Below are 22880 nucleotides of genomic sequence, written 5' to 3' on the forward strand. Positions count from 1 at the left end.
GGCGCCGTCACGCGGCGAGGGCGTGGCTACGTCGCCGGTCCCGATCCCGATCCCGATCCTGGTCCTGAGCGGTCGTGCGCGGCGGCGCGGAAGCGCGCCTTCTTCTCGCGGTTCCCGCACGTGTTCATGTCGCACCAGCGGCGGGTGCGGCTCCGGCTGGTGTCGAAGAAGGCCGCCCGGCAGGTCGGCGACGCGCACAGGGCCAGCCTCCCGTCCCGTTCGCCGGCGACGATGCTGATCGCGTCGGCGGCGATCACGCCCAGGGCGTCCGTCACGGCCGAGGTCGACCCGAGGCGCCAGTGCCGGGCGCCCTCGGCCGTCAGGACCGCCGCGGCCCGGCCCTGCGTGCTGCAGTCGTTGATGACCCGGACGGCGGGCTCGGGGAGGGGTTCGCGTCGCGCGGCCGCCGTCGCGGCGGCGTGGATCGACTCCCGCAGCTCTCGCGCGCGGTCGAGCTGGCCGGGGGTGCAGGACTCGACGGCGAGACCGCTCACCGCCAGCCAGTCGACGAGCCGGCCGGGCGTGGGGATGCGTTCCACCGCGTCGCCCTGACGCTCCGTCAGGGTCGCCGTGAAGCTGGTCGCCAGCACCCTGCCGAGACGGAAGTCGGGGAACGAGGTGGGCATGGAACCACCATAGCCGGTTGCGTGCCGGCGTCGAGGCTGGTAGAACCGTTGGTGCCGGTTCCAACCGATCACAGGTCGTCCCCCCACCCCGGCAGGAGCTCCTCATGAACCCCCGGTCGACCGACGTGCAGCCGTTCGAGGCCCACGCGCCCGAGTCCGAGCTCGAGGAGCTGCGCGCGCGGCTGGCCGCCGCGCGGCTGCCGGAGGCCGAGACCCTCCACCGTGCCGCGTCCGGCCGCCGACGATGGGACCAGGGTGTCCCGCTCGCCGACCTCGTGGCCGTCGTCGACCACTGGCGCACCGGGTACGACTGGCGCTCGTTCGAGACGCGCCTGAACGAGATCGGCCAGTTCCGCACGACCGTCGACGGCCTGGGGATCCACTTCCTGCACCGCCGCTCGCCCCGCGCGGACGCCACCCCTCTGCTCCTGACGCACGGTTGGCCGGACAGCGTCGTGCGGTTCGTCGACGTCGTCGACGAGCTGGCGGACCCGGCGGACGCCGACGCCCCGGCGTTCCACGTCGTGGTCCCGTCGCTGCCGGGCTTCGGCTACAGCGACAGGCCGGCGACCACCGGGTGGGGGACCGAGAGGATCGCGGCCGCCTGGGTGGAGCTGATGGGACGGCTCGGCTACCGCACGTTCGTGGCCCACGGCGGCGACTGGGGCGGCAACATCACCACGGTGCTCGGCGGCAGGTTCCCGGAGCACGTCCTCGGCATCCACACGACCTTCGCGGAGGGTCCTCCGGGCCTGCCGACGGACGGGCTGACGGCGGTCGAGCGACGGTGGGCCGAGGAGACCCGCGACTTCTGGCGCCTCCGCGCGGCGTACGCGAAGCAGCAGGCGACCCGGCCGCAGACCATCGGGTACTCGCTCGTGGACTCGCCGGTCGGGCTCCTGGCCTGGATCCTCGACAAGTTCGCGGAGTGGTCGGACACCGAGGACAGCCCGTTCGAGCGGATCCCTGTGGACAAGGTCCTCGACGACGTCACGCTGTACTGGCTGACGCGGACCGGCGCGTCGGCGGCCCGGCTCTACGCCGAGAGCCACGACTCCCTCGACCCCGACCTCCGCGTCGACGTGCCGGCGGCGCTCACCATGTATCCCCGCGACGTCGAGAAGTGCCCGCGCCCGTGGGCGCAGGAGCGCTACCGACGGATCGTCCGGTGGCGCACGCCCGAGGCCGGTGGGCACTTCCCTTCGCTGGAGGTGCCCGAGCACTTCGTCACCGACGTGCAGGAGGGCCTCGCGGCGGTGCTCGCCGCCCGCGCGTCCTAGACGAGGTCCCAGGGCAGGGCGGCCACCCGCTGCCGGATCGCGCCGACGTGCGCCGTCGCGTCGGGCAGGTCGCTCCCGTCGACGGACGCGACGGCCACGATCCCGATCGAGTTCACCAGGAACGCGCCGGCGAACCCGCCCAGACCGTCGAGGTGGACCGGGCGGCGCCGGCCCGGCGTCGTCTCCTCGACGAGTGCGAGGCCGGTGCCGCGCAGGTGCGGGGCGGCGGGCCAGACGATGCTCCCGTCCGGCTCGACGAACCCGACGTTCGCGATCGTCGACTCGGCCACGGCGCCGTCCGGTCCGGTGAGCAGGGCGTCGTCGTAGCCGTCCCGGCGGACGCGGCGGGCCCACTCGGCCTGCGCGAAGCCCCCGAGGTGCTTGAGGTGCGCGAACGGGCGCAGGTACGGGACGGCGCGCAGCCGTTGCGGGACGGACGGCGGGCGGCGGGGATCGCCGACCTGGACGGCGACGTGGTCCGGGTCGCGCAGCACGACGCGCACCGACGCGTCCTCCTGCCCGTCGAGTGCGTGCCGCACGAGCCCGCGGACCCGCTCGTCGTCGAGCGGGCGGTCGAAGATCTCCCGGTGGGCGGCGACGAGGCGTCGCAGGTGGTGCTCCAGGCCCTGCACGCCGCCGCCGCGGACCTGCATGGCGGTGAAGTGCCCGTCGGTGGCCGCGACCTGCTCGGCCGTCGCGGGGCGGCCGTCGACCTCGATACGCACGCCAGCACCGTAGCGCGGAGGGCTCAGGCGCGGGTGCGCAGCCGCAGCACGGCGTTCGCCGTTGCCCAGGTGAGGCAGCCGGCACCCACCAGGTGGAAGCCGACGAGGAGCTCGGGGAGGCCCGTGAAGTACTGCACGTAGCCGATGAGGCCCTGCGCCAGCGTCACCGCGAGCAGCAGCCACGCCGCCTTCCGGGCCGTCTGGACCCGCGGACCGGAGGCCGTGCGGTGCAGCAGGACCAGCAGCACCACGAGCGTGATCGTGAACAGCCAGACGGTGCCGGAGTGGGCGCGGGTGACGGTCAGCGGGTCGAGGGCCAGCCGGTAGCCGACCTCGGTGTCCCCGGAGTGCGGGCCGGAGCCGGTGACGAGCACGCCGAGCGTGACGACGGGGATCAGCAGCAGCCCGAGGAGGGCGCCCACGGTGGCGACGCCGCGCCCCGCGACCCGCTCGGGGGGCGCGTCGCCCTCGCCGTGCCGGTGCAGGAGGTAGGCGCTGAACCACACGAGCGCGGCGGAGACGCCGAAGTGCAGCGAGACCCAGCCCGGGCTCAGGTGCAGCAGCACCACGACGCCCCCGATGACCGCCTGCGCGATCACGCCCGCCAGCGGCACGACGCCGAGGGCCCGGTACGACCAGGGCCGCCTCCGGTCGGTCACGACGAGCAGGAGGACCAGCAGCCCGACGATACCGAGCACGAACGCCACGGTGCGGTTGCCGAACTCGATGTACGGGTGGATGGTCGACGCCTGGTGGAACGCGGGCGTGAACTGCCCAGGCTCGCAGTTCGGCCAGGTGGAGCAGCCGAGCCCGGAGTCCGTGAGGCGCACGGCGCCGCCCGAGCCGATGATGAGGATCTGGCCGATGACGTTCGCCAGCAGCGCGCCGCGGGTCCAGGAACGGAACCGGGCGAGGCGGTCGGGAGATCCGGCGCGGTCGGACGTGGCGCCCGACCCTGCCTCGGAGGCAGGGCGCACGGCAGGGCTCGGCGAGGTCACGGGTCCACGCTATCGCTCTGGCACGGGCGCCCCGGGCGCCTCCGAGGCCTCCGCGGTGTGACCTTGACCCGGGTGGGGTGCCGGCCCCGTGCCGGCCCTGTGCCGGTCACTGCCAGCGGAAGAAGCGTGCCGCGGCCCAGGCGAGCAGCGCCGTCCACGCGGCGAGGACGGCCACCGCGACGGCGGGGACGCCGGTGCCGAGCAGCGCGCCGCGCATCGCCTCGCCGAGGGCCCCGGACGGCAGGAACGTCGCGAGCTGCTCGAGCGGCCCGGGCAGCTGCTCCGGCGGCACCAGCAGGCCGCCCCCGACGACGAGGAGCACCAGCACGAGGTTGGCGAGCGCGAGCACGCCCTCGGCGCGGAGCGTCCCGGCCAGCAGGAGGGCCAGGGCGGTGAAGCACGCCGTGCCCAGCAGCCCGATGCCGATCGCCGGGAGGATCCCGCCGGCCGCGGGCTGCCAGCCCAGCGCGAGCGCGACCGCGCCGATGACGACGACCTGCACCACCTCGACCGCCAGGACGCCCAGCAGCTTGCCGGCGAGCAGCCCGCCGCGCCCGAGCGGCGTCGTCGCGAGGAGCCGCAGCACGCCGTTGCGACGGTCGAAGGCCGTCGCGATCGCCTGGGAGGTGAACGCCGTGGAGACGCAGGCGAGCGCCAGGACGCCCGGTGTGACGAAGTCGATGCGGGCGAGGCCGCCGGTGTCGATCTCGACGACGCCGGTGCGCGTCAGGCCGAGGAGCACGAGGACGGGCAGCACGATGGTGACGAGCAGCTGCTCGCCGTTGCGCAGCACGGCCCGGGTCTCGAACCCGGCCTGGGCCAGCACCCGGCGCCAGGCCGGCGCGGCGAGCGCGGTCGGGGCGGGGGCGCCCGTGGTGGTGGTCATCGCAGGTGCCGTCCCGTCAGGTCGAGGAAGACGTCCTCCAGCGTGCGGCGGCCCACCGTGAGGCGGCTCGCGAGGACGTCGTGGTCGGCGAGCCACGCGGTGAGCGAGGCGAGCGCGCGCGGCCCGGCGGGGCCCGTGACGACGTACGAGCCGGGCTGCGGCTCGGTCACGGTCCACGTCGCGGGCCCGGTCGCCGCGGGGCCGCCGGGGGTGCCGCCGAGCGCGTCGTCGAGGGTGCCGCCCAGCGCGGCGGCGACGGCGGCGAGCTCGAGGCCGGGCACGGTGTCGAACCGCACGGTGCGGTCGTCCTGCGCGTCGGGGGAGAGCAGCTCGGGGACGCTGCCGGTCGCGATGACCCGGCCGTGGTCGACGACGTGCACGCGGTCGGCGAGGTCCTCCGCCTCGTCCATGAGGTGCGTCGTGAGGACGACGGCCGTGCCCTCGTCCCGGAGCTCGCGCACCAGGTCCCACACCGCGTGCCGGCTCTGGGGGTCCATGCCGGCGCTCGGCTCGTCGAGGAACACGACCTCGGGTCGCCCGACGACGGCGGCCGCCAGGGAGAGCCGCTGGCGCTGGCCGCCGGAGAGCCGGCGGACGGTCGTCCGGGCGAAGGAGCCGATGCCGAGGCGCTCGCCGAGCTCGTCCACGTCCCGCGGCGCCGCGTACATCGCGGCGACGTGGTGCAGCACCTCGCCCGCGCGGGCGCCGGTGGGCAGGCCGCCGTCCTGCAGCATCACGCCGACGCGGGGGCGCAGGGCGCGGGCGTCCGCGACCGGGTCGAGGCCGAGCACGCGCACGGTACCGCCGTCGGGGGTGCGCAGCCCCTCGCAGCACTCGACGGTGGTGGTCTTGCCGGCACCGTTCGGCCCGAGCACGGCGGTCACCGCGCCGGCGTCGGCGACGAGGTCCAGCCCTGCGACCACGTCCCTCCCGCCGTAGCGTTTGACGAGGCCCTGGACGTGGACGGCGGCTCCGGCGCCGTCGGCGCGGGGGTCCTCGGCAGGGCGGGCGGACGACGTGGCGCCGTCCGCGCCCGATGGCGCGATCGAGGTGGGCACCGGAAGATTCTACGGAGTCGCCCGGACGGGCGGCCCCGCGCCAGGCCCGACCGGAGGAGCAGCACGACCATGACCTTCTACACGTTCACCCCGCCGCAGGACGTCGCCGCCCTGGCCCGGCGCCTGTGGTACTGGCCGGTGATCCGCGGTGTGCTGGCGGTGCTGTTCGGTCTGCTGGCGATCTTCTGGCCGGACAAGACGCCGACCGCGCTCGTCCAGATCTTCGGGGTGTTCGTGCTGATCGACGGCGTGGTGAGCCTCGTCGACGGGCTGCGCCGTCGGGGGTCCTCGGCGGGCTCGGTGAACACCGGTATCGGCATCGTCGCCCTTGTCTTCGGCGCTCTGCTCCTGCTCATGCCGAAGGTGTTCCTAGGGATCGGCCTGATCCTCGTGGCCATCTGGGCGCTGATCGTCGGCCTGCTCCAGCTGTTCGTCGTCCCGGCGATGCGGCGTCGCGGCGGGGCGTCGTGGGTCTGGAACCTGCTCGCGGGCCTGCTGCTGATCGCGCTCGCGGTGGTGTGCTTCGCCAACCCCGCCGACGCGATCGTGGGCCTGTCCATCGTGATCGGCGTGTTCGCGGTGATCATCGGCATCGTGATGATCGCGCTGGGGATCAAGCTGCGCCAGCTCGGCCAGCAGGGCCCCGGCGGGGGACCGGGCGAGGTGATCGAGGGGCGCATCGTCTCCGAGTGACGTTCGCGACATCCTGGCCCTGACGCGCCCCCGGTGAGGCATGCCTTGCTTGACATCCTGGATTACGCAACAAGGATGTTCTCTATATCGACGACGTCGCCGGGGTGAGGTCCGCCCCCGGTGCTCCACGACTCGCACGGGGGTGAGCGCATGCCGACCAGCACGGCCGACCGCACACCTGCACGCGTCGACCCGCACACCTTCGACGGCGGCCCCGACGCCGACGGCACCACGCGCCGCCGCGTCCTGGAGCTCGTCGCCGGCGAGGGCCCGGTGACCGCCGCCGAGCTGGCCGACCGGCTCGGCCTCACCTCCGCGGCCGTGCGCCGCCACCTGGCCTGCCTCGAGGAGGACGGCACGATCGCCGTGCACGAGGCCGGCCCGTCCTCCGGCCGCCGCGGGCGCCCCGCCCGCCGGTACGTCGTCAGCGCACGCGGGCAGTCCGACCTCGCAGGCGGCTACTCGGAGCTCGCGGCACAGGTCATGCGCTACCTGCGTGAGACCGGCGGTTCCGACGCCGTCGCGCGCTTCGCGGCCGACCGGTACGACGCGGTCGTCGCGCGGTACGCCCCGCGGCTCACGGCCACGGACCCCGAGGAGCGTGCGAGCCAGCTGGCCGCCCTGCTCTCGGCCGACGGCTACGCGGCGTCCGTGCGCCCGGTGGCCGGCCCGCGCCTGTCGACGGTCCAGCTGTGCCAGGGCCACTGCCCGGTGCAGCACGTCGCCGAGGAGTTCGGCGAGCTGTGCGAGGCGGAGGCCCGCGCCTTCTCCGAGCTGCTGGGCACCCACGTGCAACGCCTGGCCACGATCGCGGGCGGCGCGCACGCCTGCGTCACGAACGTCCCGACGATCTCCACCCAGAACCTCCCCACCCCGGCCCCCCGCACCCGCGGCACGCAGGAAGGAACACGATGAGCGCTCCCACCCAGGACGCCGCCCAGGCGGCACCGGAGCAGGTCACCGACAAGCGGTCCGACGACGAGATCATCGCCTCGATCGGCGCGTACCAGTTCGGCTGGCGCGACAGCGACGCCGCCGGCGAGGCCGCGCAGCGCGGCCTGAACGAGGACGTCGTCAAGAACATCTCGGCGCTCAAGAAGGAGCCCGAGTGGATGCGCAAGGCGCGCCTCAAGGCGCTGCGCCTGTTCGACAAGAAGCCCATGCCGAACTGGGGCGCCGACCTCACCGGCATCGACTTCGACCGGATCAAGTACTTCGTGCGCTCCACGGAGAAGCAGGCCGCCAGCTGGGAGGACCTGCCCGAGGACATCCGCGCCACCTACGACAAGCTCGGCATCCCGGAGGCGGAGAAGCAGCGCCTCGTCGCGGGTGTCGCCGCGCAGTACGAGTCGGAGGTCGTCTACCACCAGATCCGTGAGGACCTGGAGGCGCAGGGCGTCATCTTCGTGGACACCGACACGGGCCTGCGCGAGTACCCGGAGCTGTTCCAGGAGTACTTCGGCACCGTCATCCCGTCCGGCGACAACAAGTTCGCCGCGCTGAACTCGGCCGTGTGGTCGGGCGGCTCGTTCGTCTACGTGCCGCCGGGCGTGCACGTGGAGATCCCGCTGCAGGCCTACTTCCGCATCAACACGGAGAACATGGGCCAGTTCGAGCGGACGCTGATCATCGCGGACGAGGGCTCGTACGTGCACTACGTCGAGGGCTGCACCGCCCCGATCTACTCGAGCGACTCGCTGCACTCCGCGGTCGTCGAGATCGTGGTGAAGAAGAACGCCCGCGTGCGGTACACGACCATCCAGAACTGGTCGAACAACGTGTACAACCTGGTGACCAAGCGGGCCACGGCCGCCGAGGGAGCCACCATGGAGTGGGTCGACGGCAACATCGGCTCCAAGGTGACGATGAAGTACCCGGCGATCTACCTGCTGGGCGAGCACGCCCGCGGCGAGACGCTGTCCATCGCCTTCGCCGGCGAGGGCCAGCACCAGGACGCCGGCTGCAAGATGGTGCACGCCGCGCCCCGCACGTCGTCGTCGATCGTGTCGAAGTCCGTCGCACGCGGCGGTGGCCGCACCTCCTACCGCGGCCTGGTCCAGGTCCTGGAGGGCGCCAAGCACTCCGCGTCGACCGTGCTGTGCGACGCGCTGCTCGTCGACCAGATCTCCCGGTCCGACACCTACCCGTACGTCGACGTCCGCGAGGACGACGTGTCCATGGGGCACGAGGCGACGGTCTCGCGGGTGAGCGAGGACCAGCTGTTCTACCTCATGTCCCGAGGCATGGAGGAGACCGAGGCCATGGCCATGATCGTGCGCGGGTTCGTCGAGCCCATCGCGCGCGAGCTGCCCATGGAGTACGCGCTCGAGCTCAACCGCCTCATCGAGCTGCAGATGGAAGGGTCCGTCGGCTAAATGACTGCGCAGACCATGACTACCGATCACTCCCGCGCCGTGGCCGACGGCGCCCACTCCCACGGGGTCGTCCCCGCGGGGTCGCGCGCCGAGCGCAAGACGTCGTTCGACCTGGCCGACATCCCCGTGCCCACCGGGCGCGAGGAGGAGTGGCGGTTCTCTCCCGTCGCACGCCTCCAGCCGCTGTTCGGCGAGGACCTCGGCGCCGGCGGCGTCCTGACGACCGTCGTCGAGGCCCCCGAGGTCAAGGTCGAGATCGTCGGCAAGGGCGACCCGCGCCTGGGCACCGCCGGCAAGCCGGGCGACCGCACGGCCGTCACGGCGTGGAACGCGGCGTCCGAGGCGACCGTCGTCACCCTCCCGGCCGAGGCCGTCGCGACCGACGTGACCTCCGTCCGGGTCGAGGGCGTGACCAAGGACCCGACGGCGCACCACCTGCTGGTGCACGCCGAGCACCACGCCGAGGGCGTCGTCGTCATCGACCACCGCGGTGACGCCGTCCTCAACCAGACGGTCGAGGTCGTCGTCGACGAGGGCGCGCACCTCACGCTGGTCACGGTGCAGGACTGGGCCGACGGCGCGGTGCACGCGTCGAGCCACCGCGCCCGCATCGGCCGCGACGCCAAGCTCAAGCACGTCGTCGTGACCTTCGGCGGCGACGTCGTGCGGATCACGCCGGACGCGACGTTCACGGGCGAGGGCGGCGAGGTCGAGATGGTCGGGCTGTACTTCGCCGACGCGGACCAGCACCAGGAGCACCGCCTCTTCGTGGACCACGCCGTGCCGCGCTGCAAGTCGCGCGTCACCTACAAGGGCGCCCTGCAGGGCGCCGGCGCGCACGTGGTGTGGGTCGGCGACGTGCTCATCCAGGCCGAGGCCGAGGGCACCGACACCTACGAGCTCAACCGCAACCTGGTCCTCACCGACGGCGCCCGCGCCGACTCGGTGCCGAACCTGGAGATCGAGACCGGCGAGATCGAGGGCGCGGGGCACGCCTCCGCCACCGGCCGCTTCGACGACGAGCAGCTCTTCTACCTCATGGCGCGCGGCATCCCCGAGGTCGACGCCCGTCGCCTCGTGGTGCGCGGCTTCTTCGCCGAGCTGATCGACCAGATCGGCGTCGCGTCGGTCGAGGAGCGCCTGCTCGCCTCGATCGAGGCGGAGCTCGAGAAGTCGATGAGCGTCATCTCCGGCGTCGCGGCGCCCGCCCCGGCGGAGTGACCCCGCGATGACCTCCCAGCTGGCCTGCATGGCCGACGACCTCGCCCCCGAGGAAGCCATGCTCGTGGAGCTCGACCGCGCGGACGGGGCCCCGGTCCCGGTCGCCGTCGTGCGCGACGCCGACGGCGACTGGCACGCCCTGTCCGACATCTGCTCCCACGGACAGGTCTCCCTGTCCGACGGGGAGGTCGAGGGCTGCCTGGTCGAGTGCTGGCTCCACGGGTCGCAGTTCGACCTGCGCACCGGCAAGCCCGTGCAGCTCCCCGCGACGCAGCCCGTGCCGGTCTACCCGGTGACGGTGGACGGCGACCGCGTCCTCGTGGACGTCGACGAGCCCCTCGCGGTCGCGTCCTGACCGCCTCGACAACTCAGACTCTTCGCAACACAGACCTGGAGACACGAAGCATGCCCACCCTGGAGATCCGCGACCTGCACGTCAGCGTCGAGACCAAGGAAGGCGCCAAGCCGATCCTGCGCGGCGTCGACCTGACCATCAAGTCGGGCGAGACCCACGCCATCATGGGGCCGAACGGCTCCGGCAAGTCCACCCTCGCCTCGGCCCTCGCCGGCCACCCGAAGTACACGGTGACCTCGGGGACCGCGACGCTCGACGGCGAGGACCTCCTCGCGATGACCGTCGACGAGCGTGCCCGCGCCGGCCTGTTCCTCGCCATGCAGTACCCGGTCGAGGTGCCGGGCGTGTCGGTGGCGAACTTCCTGCGCACCGCCAAGACCGCGATCGACGGCGAGGCGCCCGCCCTGCGCACGTGGGGCAAGGAGGTCAAGGGTGCGATGGAGAACCTCCGCATCGACTCGACCTTCGCCGAGCGCTCCGTCAACGAGGGCTTCTCGGGCGGCGAGAAGAAGCGCCACGAGATCCTGCAGATGGAGCTCTTCAAGCCCCACTTCGCGATCCTCGACGAGACCGACTCGGGCCTCGACGTCGACGCGCTGCGCGTCGTGTCGGAGGGCGTGAACCGCGCCAAGTCGAACACCGACGTCGGCGTGCTGCTCATCACGCACTACACGCGCATCCTGCGCTACATCAAGCCGGACTTCGTGCACGTCTTCGTCGACGGCAAGATCGCCGAGGAGGGCGGCCCCGAGCTCGCGGAGCAGCTCGAGGAGAACGGCTACGACAAGTACGTCGGCACCGGCGCGACGATGGCCTGACCCTCGCGGTCAGCAGTCGTCACCAGGAGGAGCACCATGACCACCACCGACACCGTGCGCCCCGCCGGGACGCCGGGGTCCCACGACCCCGGCACCCTCGGCGCGGCGGAGCTCGCCGCCGTGCGGGCGGACTTCCCGCTGCTCGGGCGCACGGTGCGGGGCGGTCAGCCGCTCGTCTACCTGGACTCGGCCGCGACCTCGCAGAAGCCGAACGTGGTGCTCGAGGCCGAGGTCGACTTCTACGAGCAGCGCAACGCCGCCGTGCACCGCGGGGCGCACCAGCTCGCCGAGGAGGCGACCGAGGCGTTCGAGGACGCCCGGGCTGCCGTGGCGGGCTTCGTGGGCGCCGACACGGACGAGATCGTCTGGACCCCGGGCGCGACGGCGGCGCTCAACCTCGTGGCCTACGCGTTCTCGAACGCGACCGCCGGGCGCGGGGGAGCGGCCGCCGAGCGGTTCCGGCTGGCGCCGGGCGACGAGATCGTCGTCACGGAGGCCGAGCACCACGCGAACCTCGTGCCCTGGCAGGAGCTGTGCGCCCGCACGGGCGCCGTGCTGCGGTGGTTCGGCGTCGACGACGAGGGGCGCATCGACCTCGCGGACGCCGACCGGGTGATCACCGACCGCACCCGCGTGGTGGCGTTCGGGCACGTGTCCAACGTGACCGGCGCCGTCGCCCCGGTGGCCGAGCTGGTCGCGGCGGCGCGCCGCGTCGGGGCGCTCACGGTGCTGGACGCGTGCCAGTCCGTGCCGCACCTGCCGGTGGACCTGCACGCCCTCGGCGTGGATCTCGCCGCCTTCAGCGCGCACAAGATGCTCGGCCCCACCGGCGTCGGGGCGCTGTACGGGCGGCGCGAGCTGCTCGAGGCCATGCCGCCCGTCACCACGGGCGGGTCCATGGTCGAGGTCGTGACCATGGCCGAGACGACCTACGCCCCGCCCCCGCAGCGGTTCGAGGCCGGCACGCAGATGGTCGCCCAGGCCGTGGGCATGGGCGTGGCGGCGCAGTGGCTGGACGAGCTGGGCATGGACCGGGTGGCGCGGCACGAGCGCGACCTCGCGGCCGAGCTGGTGCGCATCGGGGAGATCCCGGGCGTGCGGATCGTCGGCCCCGCGGACGCGCGCGACCGGCTCGCGGTCGTGTCGTTCGTCGTCGACGGCGTGCACGCGCACGACGTCGGGCAGGTGCTGGACGACCGGGGGATCGCCGTGCGGGTGGGCCACCACTGCGCACAGCCGCTGCACCGCCGGTTCGGGGTGGCCGCGACGGCACGCGCGTCCGCGTCCGTGTACACCACGGCCGAGGAGATCGCGGCGTTCCGGGAAGCATTGGCGGGCGTGCGCGCGTTCTTCGGTGTGGACTGACAGGACCGGACCGACTCAGGACGAGGCAGGACCGGGCAGGGTAGGACGACGTAGAAGGCAGGCACGTGAGCTCGCTCGAGCAGATGTACCAGCAGGTGATCCTGGACCACGCGAAGCGCCCGCACGGCCGGGGGCTCGTGGAGGCGCCTGGCGACCACCGGTCGGGGGAGTCGCACCAGGTCAACCCGACCTGCGGCGACGAGATCACGCTGCGCGTGGACGTCGACGGGACGACGGTGGCCGGGGTGTCCTGGGACGGACAGGGCTGCTCGATCTCGCAGGCCTCGGCCTCGGTGATGACGGAGCTCGTCACCGGGCACGACCTCGCGGACGTCGCCCGCCTGGACGCCGTGTTCCACGACCTCATGTCGTCGCGCGGCAAGGGCCTGGACGACGAGGACTCGCTGGACGCCCTCGGGGACGCGAGCGCCTTCACGGGGGTCTCGCAGTACCCCGCCCGCATCAAGTGCGCGCTGCTCGGCTGGGCGGCGCTCAAGGACTCGCTGGCGCGCAGCGGCGCGCTGGCAGGATGACGTACCGGACCACCGGACACCGGAGGAGACGATGACCGAGAACACCACCGACGCGGGCGCCCGCCCCGTCGAGGCGCCCGCCGCGGCACCGACGCCCACCACGGCCGCCGACGTCGAGGAGGCCATGCGCGACGTCATCGACCCCGAGCTGGGCATCAACGTCGTCGACCTGGGCCTCGTCTACGGCATCCAGGTGGACCAGAACAACATGGCGACCATCGACATGACGCTCACGTCCGCGGCCTGCCCGCTGACCGACGTCATCGAGGACCAGTCCGGCCAGGCCCTGGAGGGGCTGGTCGACGGGTTCCGCGTCAACTGGGTCTGGATGCCGCCGTGGGGCCCGGAGAAGATCACCGACGAGGGCCGCGAGCAGCTGCGGATGCTGGGCTTCAACGTCTGACGAGGCGTCTGCGCGCGTCGGACACGCGCCGGCCCCGTCCCTCTGGGGCGGGGCCTTCGACGTCTGGTCGGTGGTGCCATCCATACGCCACACGCGCGGCGGGCGGGGTGCTGGCCAGCGGGGCCATGTGGGTGGAGGGTGGCGGCATGACCGAACCGACCGCGCCCGTCAGCGCCCTGCCCGCCGGCCCCAACCCGTACTTCCTGGACGACGGGACCGGCGACAAGCTGGTCCTGTTCGACCAGCTCTTCACGCTGCTGACGACGTCGCCGCAGACCGGCGGCGAGTTCGACGCGTTCCTCACCGAGGGCCGGCCGGGCCAGGCGGTGCCGCCGCACTTCCACGCGAAGACGCACGAGACGTTCTTCGTGCTCGAGGGCGCGATCCGGCTCTGGATGGACGACCGGCAGGGGCGCCGCGAGACCCGGATCCTCGAGGCCGGCGCGTTCGGGTACGTGCCACGCGACACGATCCACTCCTACCGGATCGAGCGCACCGGCAAGGTCTTCGGCGTCACCTCCGGCGGGTTCAGCGACTACTTCCGCGCCGTGGCGCGCCCGACCGACAAGCCCGGCATCCCGGAGCCGGCGGAGTTCCACATCCCGTCGTTCGAGGAGATGGCCCGCCAGGGCGCGCAGCACGACGTGAACTTCGTCGCCGGCTACGAGCTGTTCGACTGACGATGGCGGTCAGGGCCACCGCTGGCGTCCTGCGGGACGTCGTCTACGCCGAGCGGCCGGGCTACCGGCCCCTGTCCCTCGACCTGCACCTGCCCGCGGCCGCCGCCGCGTCCGGGCCGGCGCCGCCCGTCGTCGTGCTCGTCCACGGCGGGGGATGGCGGCAGGGCAGCCGCCGCACCTTCGTGCCGGGGCGCACCGAGGCGGAGACCTTCGGCCGCCTCACGGCGCGAGGCTGGGCGGTCGCGGCGGTCGACTACCGGCTCAGCGGCGAGGCCACGTTCCCGGCCCCGCTCGACGACGTCCGCGACGCCCTGCGCTGGGTGCGCGACGTCGGCGGCCCGGAGCACGGGCTCGACGCGGCCCGCACCGCGCTGTGGGGCGAGTCCGCGGGTGGGCATCTCGCCGCGCTCGCCGCGCTGGCGGGTGACCCGGCCGTGCGCGCCGTCGTCGACTGGTACGGCCCGAGCGATCTCACCGTGCTGCCGCAGGAGCCGGAACCCGGCGGCGGCCCCACCCGCGAGGAAGCGCTCCTCGGTGGTCCCGTCGCTGCCGCTCCCGCGGCCGCCCGCGCGGCGAGCCCCGCCCATCAGGTGCGCGCCGGAGCCCCGCCGTTGCTGCTCGCGCACGGCACTGCCGACTCGTTCGTCCCGTACGGGCAGAGCGAGCTCTTCGCGGAGAGGCTGCGGGCGGCGGGCGTGCCGGTCGAGCTGCAGACCGTGCCCGGTGCCGAGCACCTGTGGCGCGGCGTGGACGACCTGGACACCGTCTTCGCCCCCGCCCTCGACTTCCTCGACCGCCATGCGCGCTGACCCGGTCCGCCCAGCGTGGCGCTCTCCGACGTGCCCCGGCGGCTGTCCCGTGCGCGGGGCGGACCCAGGAGCCGTCACATGATCTCTCCCACACCGCAGCAGTTCGCCTGGCAGGAGCTGGGCGTCGGGGCCTTCTTCCACGTGGGCGTCAACACGTTCCACGCCCAGGAGTGGAGCGACGGGACGCTCCCCGCGGCGTCGTTCGACCCGTCGGAGCTCGACGCCGCCCAGTGGGTCGCGGTGGCGAGGTCGGCCGGCGCCCGGTACGTCGTGGTCACGGCCAAGCACCACGACGGGTTCTGCCTGTGGCCGACCCGGACGACCGGCTACTCCGTGGCCTCCTCGCCCTGGAGGGACGGCCGCGGCGACGTGGTCGGCGAGCTCGCCCAGGCGTGCCGCGACGCCGGTCTCGGGTTCGGCGTCTACCTGTCCCCGTGGGACCGGCACGCGCCCGAGTACGAGGACCCCGCGACCTACACGACGCTCTACGCCGAGCAGCTGCGGGAGCTCTGCACCTGGTACGGCCCGCTCGTCGAGCTGTGGTTCGACGGCGCCGGGTCGGAGGGCTACTCCTACGACTGGGCCGCGATCATGGCGGTCGCCCACCAGCACCAGCCCGACGCGATGGTGTTCACCATGGGCGACCCGACCATCCGGTGGGTCGGCAACGAGGACGGGCTCGCGTCCGACCCCGTCGAGTACGTGGTGGACCACACGCAGATGAGCAACTACACCGTGGTCACCTCCGAGTTCGCCGAGGCGCTGTACCTGCCGCCGGAGTGCGACGTGTCGATCCGGCGGGGGTGGTTCTGGAGCCCGGACGACGAGCCCAAGTCGCTCGAGCACCTGCTGGCCATCTACTACCGGTCGGTGGGTCTCGGGGCGAACCTGCTGCTCAACCTGCCGCCCGACGACCGGGGGCTGATCCCCGACGAGGACGCCGCGCGTGCGCGCGAGCTCGGGGCGGAGGTGGCGCGGAGGTTCGGGGCCCCGGCCGCGGCCGCAGAGCCCTCGGGGCCGCCCGCCGGCGGCGAGGGGGCGGCGACCTGGACGGCCCGCTTCGACGGGCCGGTCGCCCTCGACCACGTCCGGCTGCGCGAGGACCTCACGCGCGGCCAGCGCGTGGTGCGGCACACCGTCCGCGCCGGGGACCGGGTGCTCGCGTCGGGCGGGACCGTGGGCGCCGGGAGGATCCACCTGGTCGAGCCGGTGACGACGCAGGAGCTGACGGTCGAGCTGGTCGGGGACGGCGCACGGCTGTCGGTCGTCGAGGCCTTCAGCACCGGTGTCCGCCGGATGCCGCAGGTCCCCGCGGGATACCTGGCGCCGACCGACCGCCCGGACTCGTGACGGGTACGCAGGTCAGCGAGCTGATGTCGTGTTCGACGTCTGACGGCCGGGCCGGACGCGCTGTTCGAGAGGTAGGTCCCCGCGGCCCCGTCACGTCGGGCCAGGGAATGCCCGGAGCACGCCGACCACGGTGGACCAGCGGCCGCTGCGGCGGACGATCAGCAGGTCCGCCCGGGCGCCGGGGACGAGCGACCCGCGGTCGATGAGCCCGGCGGCGCGCGCGGGCCCCGAGCTCACGAGCGCCACGGCACCGGGCAGGTCGGTCAGCCCCTCACGGACGAGGACGTCGACCGCGGCGAGCATGGACGAGGGCACGTAGTCGGACGCGAGCGCGTCCACCAGGCCGAGGGCGACGAGCTCGCGGGCCGAGACGTTGGCGGTGTGCGACGCACCTCGGACGGCGTTCGGCGCGCCGGCCACGACGTGCAGCCCGTGCGCCCGGGCGGCGCGTGCGGCCTCGAGCGTCGTCGGGAACTCCGCGACGGCGCCGCCGCGCGCGGCCAGCGCCTCGACGTCGGCCCGCGTCTCCGGGTCGTGGCCGGCGAGCCGGACCCGGCCCGCGGTGGCGAGGTCCCGCAGGCGGCCGAGCGCCTCGGCCGCGACGTCCGCGCGGTCCTCGCGCTCGGCCCGCCAGGCCGCCACGTGGCGTCGCGCGTCGCGCGGCACCATGCCCTCGCGCTCGACGAGGTAGCGCTCCATGGTCGCCGGGTCGGCGTACTGCCCGATGCCGGGGGTGTGGTCCTCGTGGGAGACCAGCGGCGGCACGTCGCCGGCGTCGCCGACCAGGGCGGCCTCGAGGTCGGCCAGCCCGGTGCGGCAGCGGACGTCGAGGCGGTGCAGCACGCGCGCGCCCGCCGAGGCGGCGGCCGGGTCGCGCAGCTCCGCCAGCACCGGCCCGGGCCCGGGGTCGCCGGCCACGAGGCCGACCGGGGTGCGCTCCCCGAACGGCACGCCGTGGAACGCCGTGAGGACCCCGTGCGCGGCGAGCCGGTCCGTGGCCGTCCGCACCGCCAGGTCGAGGGGCAGGTCCGCACCGGGCCGGGGACGTCGCTCGTGCGCGAGCACGTCCGTGTGGACGTCGACGAGCGCGGGCAGGCACCACGCGCCGCCGCCGTCGAGGTCCGCGCGGAAGCCGCGGGGGCGCCCGCCCACCTCGGCGACGCGGCCCTCGTGCACGACGACCCGGGCGTCGTCCACGACCCGGTCGGGCAGGACGGCGCGGACGCCGGCGAGCGTCCACTCGGCAGGCGGGGCGCCGACCGGCCAGGGGGCGTCGGGCGCGGGGCGGAGCGTGGTGAGCACGGGGGCATGTTGTCCGGACGACCTGGCGAGACGGTTAACGAGGCTTCATCCGTCGTTCACCTTCCCGGGGGCGGCGCGTCGTCGCGCCCTCCCAGACTCCTGGTCGGCGCCGGACCTCGGCGCCCACGCGGAGAGCCATCACCGGAGACGACATGAAGACCACCAGGACCACCCTCGCCGCCGTCGCGCTCGCCGGCGTCGCGGCCCTCGCGCTGTCCGGCTGTGGGTCGCTCGGCACGGCGTCCGCCGGCGGGGGGACCACCGACCAAGGCTTCCCGGAGGTGCTGCGCCTCGGTGCCATCCCGGCGGAGAACTCGACGAACCTCGCCGAGGGGTACGAGCCCATCATCGCGATGCTCGAGGACGAGACGGGCGCGAAGGTCGAGGTCAGCCAGGCGTCCGACTACGCCGGCGTCATCGAGGGGCTCATCGCCGACAAGGTCGACCTGGCCTTCCTCGGGTCGTTCGGGTACGTCCTCGCGACGCACAACGACGCCGCCGTCACGCCGCTGGCGTCGGTCATCGCGGAGAAGGGCGCCGAGCCCGGCTACTACTCCCTCGGCATCACCCAGGGGGACAACGACGCCGTGGACGGGCTCGAGGACTTCGCCGGCAAGACGGTCTGCTTCGTGGACCCGGGGTCGACCTCGGGCTTCCTCTACCCGACCGCCGGCCTCATCGACGCGGGCGTCATCGCCTCGGGCACGGAGAAGGACGTCGCCGCCGGGGTCGAGCCCGTGTACGCGGGCGGCCACGACGCGTCCGCGCTGGCCGTCGCGTCGGGCGACTGCGAGGTCGGCTTCGCCATGCAGTCGATGGTCGAGGACACGCTCCCCGCCGCCGGAGACGTCGCGAAGGGCGACCTCAAGGAGGTCTGGAAGTCCGAGACGATCTCCGGCTCGCTCTTCGTCGGCAACGACGCGCTGGGCACCGAGGTGAACGACAAGCTCACGACGCTGCTGACCGAGAAGGCCAACGGCGACTACCTGCGCGAGCACGGCTACTGCGACGGCGACTGCCTGCTGACGGACGAGGACGCGTGGGGCTTCGTGCCCGCCGCGGACGCGGACTACGACGGCACGCGCGAGGTCTGTGCGATCACCAAGTCCGACAAGTGCGAGGAGGGCTGACCGTGCCGGACATCGACGAGCCCCTGGTGCGGGTCCGCGGCCTCCGCAAGGAGTTCGACGGGACCACGGCCCTCGCCGGGGTGGACCTGGACGTGGCGCAGGGCGAGCTCGTCGTCCTGCTGGGGTTGTCCGGCTCCGGCAAGTCGACGCTGCTGCGCTGCCTCAACGGCCTGCACCGCCCGAGCGGCGGCGAGGTGACGGTGGCCGGCACGCGCGTGGACCGCGCGTCGTCGCGCGAGCTGCGGCACCTGCGCACCGAGGTCGGCTTCGTGTTCCAGCAGTTCAACCTCGTGGGCCGCCTCACGTGCCTGGAGAACGTGCTCGTCGGGGGCCTGGGCCGCGTGCGCGGCCCGCGCTACGGCGTCTCCACCTACTCGCGTCGGATGCGCGCGGAGGCGATGGCGCACATCGAGCGCGTGGGGCTCGCCGACCAGGCCTACCAGCGCGCCGACACGCTGTCGGGCGGCCAGCAGCAGCGCGTCGCGCTCGCGCGCACGCTGATGCAGCGGCCCCAGCTCGTGCTCGCGGACGAGCCGGTCGCGTCGCTCGACCCGGAGAACGCCGGCACCGTGATGGACCTGCTCGTGCGCGTCTGCGCCGAGGAGGGGCTGACGGTGCTGTGCACGCTGCACCAGGTGGACCTCGCCCTCGGCTGGGCGGACCGGCTCGTCGGCCTGCGGCAGGGCGAGAAGGTGCTGGACCGGCCGGCGGCCGGCCTCACCAAGGACGAGGCGATGGCGATCTACCGCCGCGTGGCGCCGTCGACCGTGGCCGCATCGTCGGTGGCGGCATGACGGCGGCCCCCGTGGCACCCGCCCCCGGCACCACGGCGCCGCGCCGCCCCGGCGAGGGTGACGCCGGCGGCGCCGACCGCGGCCCCGACCCGCTCCGCCCGCCGGTGGACCGCCGCCTGCGGACCATCCGCTGGCTGGCCGGCGGCGCCGTCCTGCTGACCCTCGCCGCGTCGTCGGCCATCGGGCTCGACCTGCCGACGCTCGTCGCGGGCAGTGGGGACGTGGCGAACCTGCTCGGGCGGATGGTGCCTCCCGAGCTGTCCGACCCCGCCCGCGTCGCGACGCTCGCCGTCGACACGGTGCTCATGGCGTTCCTCGGCACGGTGCTCGCGACGGTGCTGTCCGTGCCGCTGGCCTTCCTCGCGGCCCGCACCACGACGCCGCACCCCGCGGTGGCCGCCGTCGCCCGCGGCGTCATCACCTTCTGCCGGGCGGTGCCCGACCTCGTGTTCGCGGTCCTGTTCGTGCGGGCGCTCGGGCTCGGCGTCCTGCCGGGCGTGCTCGCCCTCGCGCTGCACTCCGTGGGCATGCTCGGCAAGCTGTTCGCCGACGCGATCGAGAGCGCCGACCCCGGGCCGCGCGAGGCCGTGCGCAGCGTGGGCGTGGGCCGGGTGCGCGAGCTGCTCAACGGCGTCGTCCCGCAGGTCGTGCCCGCCTGGGTGTCCGCGTTCGTGTACCGCGTCGACATCAACCTGCGCACGTCCGTGGTGCTCGGCTTCGTCGGCGCCGGCGGCATCGGGTTCGCCCTCCAGGACGCGTTGCGGGGCCTGGTCTACCCGAAGGCCATGGGGATCGTGCTGGTGATCCTCGTGCTCGTCGCGGGCATGGAGCTGCTGTCGGTCGCGATCCGCCGCACGCTGCTCGCGCCGACGAACCCCCGGTACGGCCGCGACCGCGCGGTCCGGTTCGCCGTCGGGGGAGCCGCTGCGGTGCTGCTCGTCGTGTCGTTCGTCCGGCTCGGGATCGACCCCCTGACGCTCGTGACCTCCGTGCCGGACCTGCTCGCCGTGGCCGGGCGGACGGTCCCGCCCGACCTCACCACGCTCGGGCCCGCGCTGTGGGAGGCGCTGCTCCAGACGCTCGCGATCGGGCTGTCCGCGACCGGCATCGGCGTGCTGCTGTCGCTGCCGCTGGGCCTGCTGGCGGCCCGCAACGTGGCGCCGCACCCGCTAGTCTACGGCGCCGCGCGGACGGTGATCCTCGTCGTGCGCGCCGTCCCCGAGCTCATCCTCGCCGTCGTCTTCGTCGCCGCCGTGGGGCTCGGGCCGGTCGCGGGGGCCGTCGCGCTCGGCATCGGGTCGATCGGCTTCCTCGGCAAGCTCGTCGCCGACGCCGTCGAGGAGCTCCCGGCGGGCCCGTCCGAGGCCGTCCGCTCCGTGGGCGGTGGCTGGTGGAAGGTCCTGTTCGCCGCCGTGCTGCCGCAGGGGATGCCGTCGATCGTCGGGTCGGGCCTGTATCTCCTGGACGTCAACATCCGCACCTCGACCATCCTCGGGATCGTCGGCGCGGGCGGCGTCGGCTTCCTGCTCTTCGAGGCGGTCCGCACCCTCCACTTCCAGGTGGCGGGCGGGATCGTGCTCCTCGTCTTCGTCGTCGTCCTGCTCATCGAGAGGCTCTCCGGATGGATCCGCGCTCAGCTGTCCTGACCACCGTCGCGCTGTGGGAGGGGGGAGACGCCGTCCGGCTCGTCGACGTCCCGCTCCCCGCGCTCGGTCCCGGCGAGGTGCTCGTCCGTGTGCTCCTCGCCACCGTGTGCGGCAGCGACCGGCACACCGTCTCCGGGCGCCGCGCGTCGCCGTCGCCGTCCGTGCTGGGGCACGAGGCCGTGGGGGAGGTCGTCGAGGTCGGACCCGGCGGCGCCGTGGGCGACGACGGCGGCGCGCTCGTCGCGGGCGACCGGGTCGTGTGGGGCGTCACGGTGGCCTGCGGGGGGTGCGACCGGTGCCGGGCCGGGCGCACGGCGAAGTGCCGGTCGGTCCGCAAGGTGGGCCACGAGGCGTTCGACTCGGCGTGGCCGTTGTCCGGCACGTATGCGCGGCACCTGGTGCTGCCCGCCGGCGCGACGATCGCCCGCGTGCCCGTGACCGTGCCGGACGCGCTCGCCGCCCCCGCCGGGTGCGCCACCGCGACCGTCATGGCCACGGTCGAGGCGGCGGGCCCGCTGTCCGGCCGCCGCGTGCTCGTCAGCGGTGCCGGGATGCTCGGGGTGGCCGCCGTCGTGGCCGCGGTGGACGCGGGGGCGGCGACCGTCGTCGTCACCGACCCGGACGCCGACCGGCGCGCCGTCGCCGCGCGCTTCGGCGCCTCCGCGGCCGTCGGTACCCACGAGCCGGTCGGGCCCGTGGACGTCGCGATCGAGCTCTCCGGCGCGAGCACGGCGGTGGCCCGCAGCCTCGACGCGCTCGACGTCGGCGGGCGCCTCGTCCTCGCCGGGTCCGTCGCGCCCGCGCCCGCCGTGCCGCTCGACCCGGAGCGGGTGGTGCGGGGCTGGCTCACCGTGACCGGCGTGCACAACTACGAGCCCCGCCATCTGCGGGCCGCCCTCGGCCTGCTGGAGCGGACGCGGGACTCCGTGCCGTGGGCCGAGCTCGTCACGCCCGCCGCGCCGCTCGCCGACGTGGGCGCCCTCCTCACCGGGCCGGCCGGCACCGCGCCGCGGGCGGCGGTGGTCCCGTGACCGGCCCCGCGCCCGCGGCACGCTCAGCCGTCCCGGCCGTGCCCGAGCTCCAGCACGACGCGCACCGCGTCGGCGCGCACCCACCGCTCGGTGGACAGCAGCGGACGCCCGTCGGCGCCGTCGCGCGCGAGGCTCGCCATGAGCCACGCGGGGTCGCCCGGCCGGCAGCCCAGGCCGTCGCTCGCCTCCTCGGGGGCGGGCTCCATGCTCGCCCGTGCCCACGCGCGCTCGGGCCGCGCCCCGGCGGTCTGCCGCAGGATCGCGTCCAGCGACTCCTCGAGCCGCAGCGCGGCGGGCAGCTCGGGCACCAGGCCGGCGGTCAGCCACTCGACCCCCCACGCGGCCGGCATCTCGTCGATGTACGACCGGCGGACCAGCCGGAACCCGGGGGTGCCGGGAGCGGTCTCCAGCGCCGCGGCGACGTCCGGCGGCAGCGGGACGGCGTCGCAGGCGAGCACGACCGTCCTGGGCGAGGCGCCCGCCTCCCGCAGGGTCCGGCTCCACGACGGCGCCCGGCCGGGCGCGACCAGGTAGTCGACGCGCCGGCGGGTGAAGGTACCGAGGCCCTGGATGCGGCTCACCAGCATCCGGCGCTCCAGCTCGCCCAGCGCGGCCCGCGCCGCGGCGCGCCCCACGCCGAAGCGCTGCCCGACCTCCGCCTCGGAAGCCACCCGCGTGCCGGACGGCAGGCCCGCGAGCTCGTCGGCGAGCACGCGCACGATCTGCGCCGACGACCTCGCCGGCGGGGTCTGACTGATCACGCACGGACCGTACCCGGCCCAGGTGGCCGCGCGGTGAACGA

General features: G+C 74.4%; 24 protein-coding genes. 17 read left to right on the forward strand and 7 right to left on the reverse strand.

Features of this window, described 5'->3' with window-relative positions; all coding sequences use genetic code 11:
• Positions 1-26: 26 nt before the first annotated feature.
• Positions 27-626 (reverse strand): CGNR zinc finger domain-containing protein, encoded by a 600-nt coding sequence (locus tag ACQFYA_RS09505; RefSeq protein WP_499123407.1) that lies wholly within the window; start codon positions 624-626, stop codon positions 27-29.
• Between the two features lie 104 nt (positions 627-730).
• Between ACQFYA_RS09505 and ACQFYA_RS09510 the strand changes: the two genes are divergently transcribed.
• Positions 731-1906 (forward strand): epoxide hydrolase family protein, encoded by a 1176-nt coding sequence (locus tag ACQFYA_RS09510; RefSeq protein ID WP_499123410.1) that lies wholly within the window; start codon positions 731-733, stop codon positions 1904-1906.
• Here ACQFYA_RS09510 and ACQFYA_RS09515 read toward each other — a convergent pair.
• From ACQFYA_RS09515 to ACQFYA_RS09530, 4 genes are all read right to left on the reverse strand, one after another.
• Positions 1903-2631, reverse strand: a complete 729-nt coding sequence (locus ACQFYA_RS09515; RefSeq protein WP_499123413.1) for an aminotransferase class IV — start codon at positions 2629-2631, stop codon at positions 1903-1905. The genes ACQFYA_RS09510 and ACQFYA_RS09515 overlap by 4 nt on opposite strands.
• A gap of 23 nt (positions 2632-2654) precedes the next feature.
• Positions 2655-3629 (reverse strand): COX15/CtaA family protein, encoded by a 975-nt coding sequence (locus ACQFYA_RS09520; protein WP_499123415.1) that lies wholly within the window; start codon positions 3627-3629, stop codon positions 2655-2657.
• A gap of 106 nt (positions 3630-3735) precedes the next feature.
• A complete protein-coding gene (locus ACQFYA_RS09525; protein ID WP_499123417.1) occupies positions 3736-4515 on the reverse strand; it encodes an ABC transporter permease in 780 nt (259 codons plus the stop codon).
• The gene (locus ACQFYA_RS09530; protein ID WP_499123419.1) at positions 4512-5573 is read right to left on the reverse strand and encodes an ABC transporter ATP-binding protein; all 1062 of its coding nucleotides are present in this window, start codon (positions 5571-5573) and stop codon (positions 4512-4514) included. Before ACQFYA_RS09530 ends, ACQFYA_RS09525 begins: the two co-directional genes overlap by 4 nt.
• 69 nt (positions 5574-5642) lie before the next feature.
• Between ACQFYA_RS09530 and ACQFYA_RS09535 the strand changes: the two genes are divergently transcribed.
• The 12 genes from ACQFYA_RS09535 (at position 5643) to ACQFYA_RS09590 (ending at position 16175) form a co-directional block, all read left to right on the forward strand.
• Positions 5643-6266 (forward strand): HdeD family acid-resistance protein, encoded by a 624-nt coding sequence (locus ACQFYA_RS09535; protein WP_499123421.1) that lies wholly within the window; start codon positions 5643-5645, stop codon positions 6264-6266.
• 150 nt (positions 6267-6416) lie between these two features.
• On the forward strand, positions 6417-7181 hold the full coding sequence (locus ACQFYA_RS09540) for a helix-turn-helix transcriptional regulator (RefSeq protein WP_499123424.1): 765 nt from the start codon (positions 6417-6419) through the stop codon (positions 7179-7181).
• Complete coding sequence (sufB, locus tag ACQFYA_RS09545) at positions 7178-8641, forward strand: Fe-S cluster assembly protein SufB (RefSeq protein WP_499123427.1); 1464 nt, start codon at positions 7178-7180, stop codon at positions 8639-8641. Before ACQFYA_RS09540 ends, sufB begins: the two co-directional genes overlap by 4 nt.
• Entirely contained in the window at positions 8642-9862 is a 1221-nt protein-coding gene (gene sufD, locus ACQFYA_RS09550; RefSeq protein ID WP_499123429.1) for a Fe-S cluster assembly protein SufD, read from the forward strand.
• Positions 9863-9869: 7 nt separating this feature from the next.
• Positions 9870-10217 carry a non-heme iron oxygenase ferredoxin subunit gene (locus ACQFYA_RS09555; protein WP_499123431.1) on the forward strand — a complete coding sequence of 116 codons (348 nt, stop codon included), beginning with the start codon at positions 9870-9872 and terminating at the stop codon, positions 10215-10217.
• 50 nt (positions 10218-10267) lie between these two features.
• Entirely contained in the window at positions 10268-11035 is a 768-nt protein-coding gene (sufC, locus tag ACQFYA_RS09560) for a Fe-S cluster assembly ATPase SufC (protein ID WP_499123433.1), read from the forward strand.
• A gap of 36 nt (positions 11036-11071) precedes the next feature.
• The gene (locus ACQFYA_RS09565) at positions 11072-12400 is read left to right on the forward strand and encodes a cysteine desulfurase (RefSeq protein ID WP_499123435.1); all 1329 of its coding nucleotides are present in this window, start codon (positions 11072-11074) and stop codon (positions 12398-12400) included.
• Positions 12401-12465: 65 nt separating this feature from the next.
• Positions 12466-12933, forward strand: coding sequence for a Fe-S cluster assembly sulfur transfer protein SufU (gene sufU / locus ACQFYA_RS09570; protein ID WP_499123437.1), 468 nt, complete (start codon positions 12466-12468; stop codon positions 12931-12933).
• 31 nt (positions 12934-12964) lie between these two features.
• Complete coding sequence (locus tag ACQFYA_RS09575; protein WP_499123439.1) at positions 12965-13336, forward strand: metal-sulfur cluster assembly factor; 372 nt, start codon at positions 12965-12967, stop codon at positions 13334-13336.
• Between the two features lie 146 nt (positions 13337-13482).
• On the forward strand, positions 13483-14016 hold the full coding sequence (locus tag ACQFYA_RS09580) for a quercetin 2,3-dioxygenase (RefSeq protein WP_499123445.1): 534 nt from the start codon (positions 13483-13485) through the stop codon (positions 14014-14016).
• Between the two features lie 2 nt (positions 14017-14018).
• On the forward strand, positions 14019-14825 hold the full coding sequence (locus tag ACQFYA_RS09585) for an alpha/beta hydrolase fold domain-containing protein (protein ID WP_499123447.1): 807 nt from the start codon (positions 14019-14021) through the stop codon (positions 14823-14825).
• A 78-nt stretch (positions 14826-14903) separates the two neighbouring features.
• On the forward strand, positions 14904-16175 hold the full coding sequence (locus tag ACQFYA_RS09590) for an alpha-L-fucosidase (protein ID WP_499123449.1): 1272 nt from the start codon (positions 14904-14906) through the stop codon (positions 16173-16175).
• Between the two features lie 90 nt (positions 16176-16265).
• Here the strand turns inward: ACQFYA_RS09590 and ACQFYA_RS09595 are convergent, their stop codons facing one another.
• Positions 16266-17477, reverse strand: coding sequence for an alpha-D-ribose 1-methylphosphonate 5-triphosphate diphosphatase (locus ACQFYA_RS09595; RefSeq protein WP_499123451.1), 1212 nt, complete (start codon positions 17475-17477; stop codon positions 16266-16268).
• A gap of 152 nt (positions 17478-17629) precedes the next feature.
• On the opposite strand from ACQFYA_RS09595, the gene ACQFYA_RS09600 reads away from it, so the two are divergent.
• From ACQFYA_RS09600 to ACQFYA_RS09615, 4 genes are read left to right on the forward strand one after another with little or no spacing between them, the layout of a single operon-like run.
• The gene (locus tag ACQFYA_RS09600; protein WP_499123453.1) at positions 17630-18607 is read left to right on the forward strand and encodes a phosphate/phosphite/phosphonate ABC transporter substrate-binding protein; all 978 of its coding nucleotides are present in this window, start codon (positions 17630-17632) and stop codon (positions 18605-18607) included.
• Positions 18608-18609: 2 nt separating this feature from the next.
• The gene (gene phnC / locus ACQFYA_RS09605; protein WP_499123454.1) at positions 18610-19401 is read left to right on the forward strand and encodes a phosphonate ABC transporter ATP-binding protein; all 792 of its coding nucleotides are present in this window, start codon (positions 18610-18612) and stop codon (positions 19399-19401) included.
• Positions 19398-21047 carry a phosphonate ABC transporter, permease protein PhnE gene (gene phnE / locus ACQFYA_RS09610; RefSeq protein ID WP_499123456.1) on the forward strand — a complete coding sequence of 550 codons (1650 nt, stop codon included), beginning with the start codon at positions 19398-19400 and terminating at the stop codon, positions 21045-21047. Before phnC ends, phnE begins: the two co-directional genes overlap by 4 nt.
• Positions 21023-22078, forward strand: a complete 1056-nt coding sequence (locus ACQFYA_RS09615; protein ID WP_499123459.1) for a zinc-binding dehydrogenase — start codon at positions 21023-21025, stop codon at positions 22076-22078. The genes phnE and ACQFYA_RS09615 overlap by 25 nt, the downstream gene beginning before the upstream one ends.
• Positions 22079-22101: 23 nt before the next feature.
• Here ACQFYA_RS09615 and ACQFYA_RS09620 read toward each other — a convergent pair whose 3' ends face one another.
• A complete protein-coding gene (locus ACQFYA_RS09620) occupies positions 22102-22839 on the reverse strand; it encodes a GntR family transcriptional regulator (protein WP_499123460.1) in 738 nt (245 codons plus the stop codon).
• Positions 22840-22880 lie beyond the last annotated feature (41 nt).

This window comes from Promicromonospora sp. Marseille-Q5078 (assembly GCF_050315395.1).
Classification (GTDB): Bacteria; Actinomycetota; Actinomycetes; order Actinomycetales; family Cellulomonadaceae; genus Isoptericola.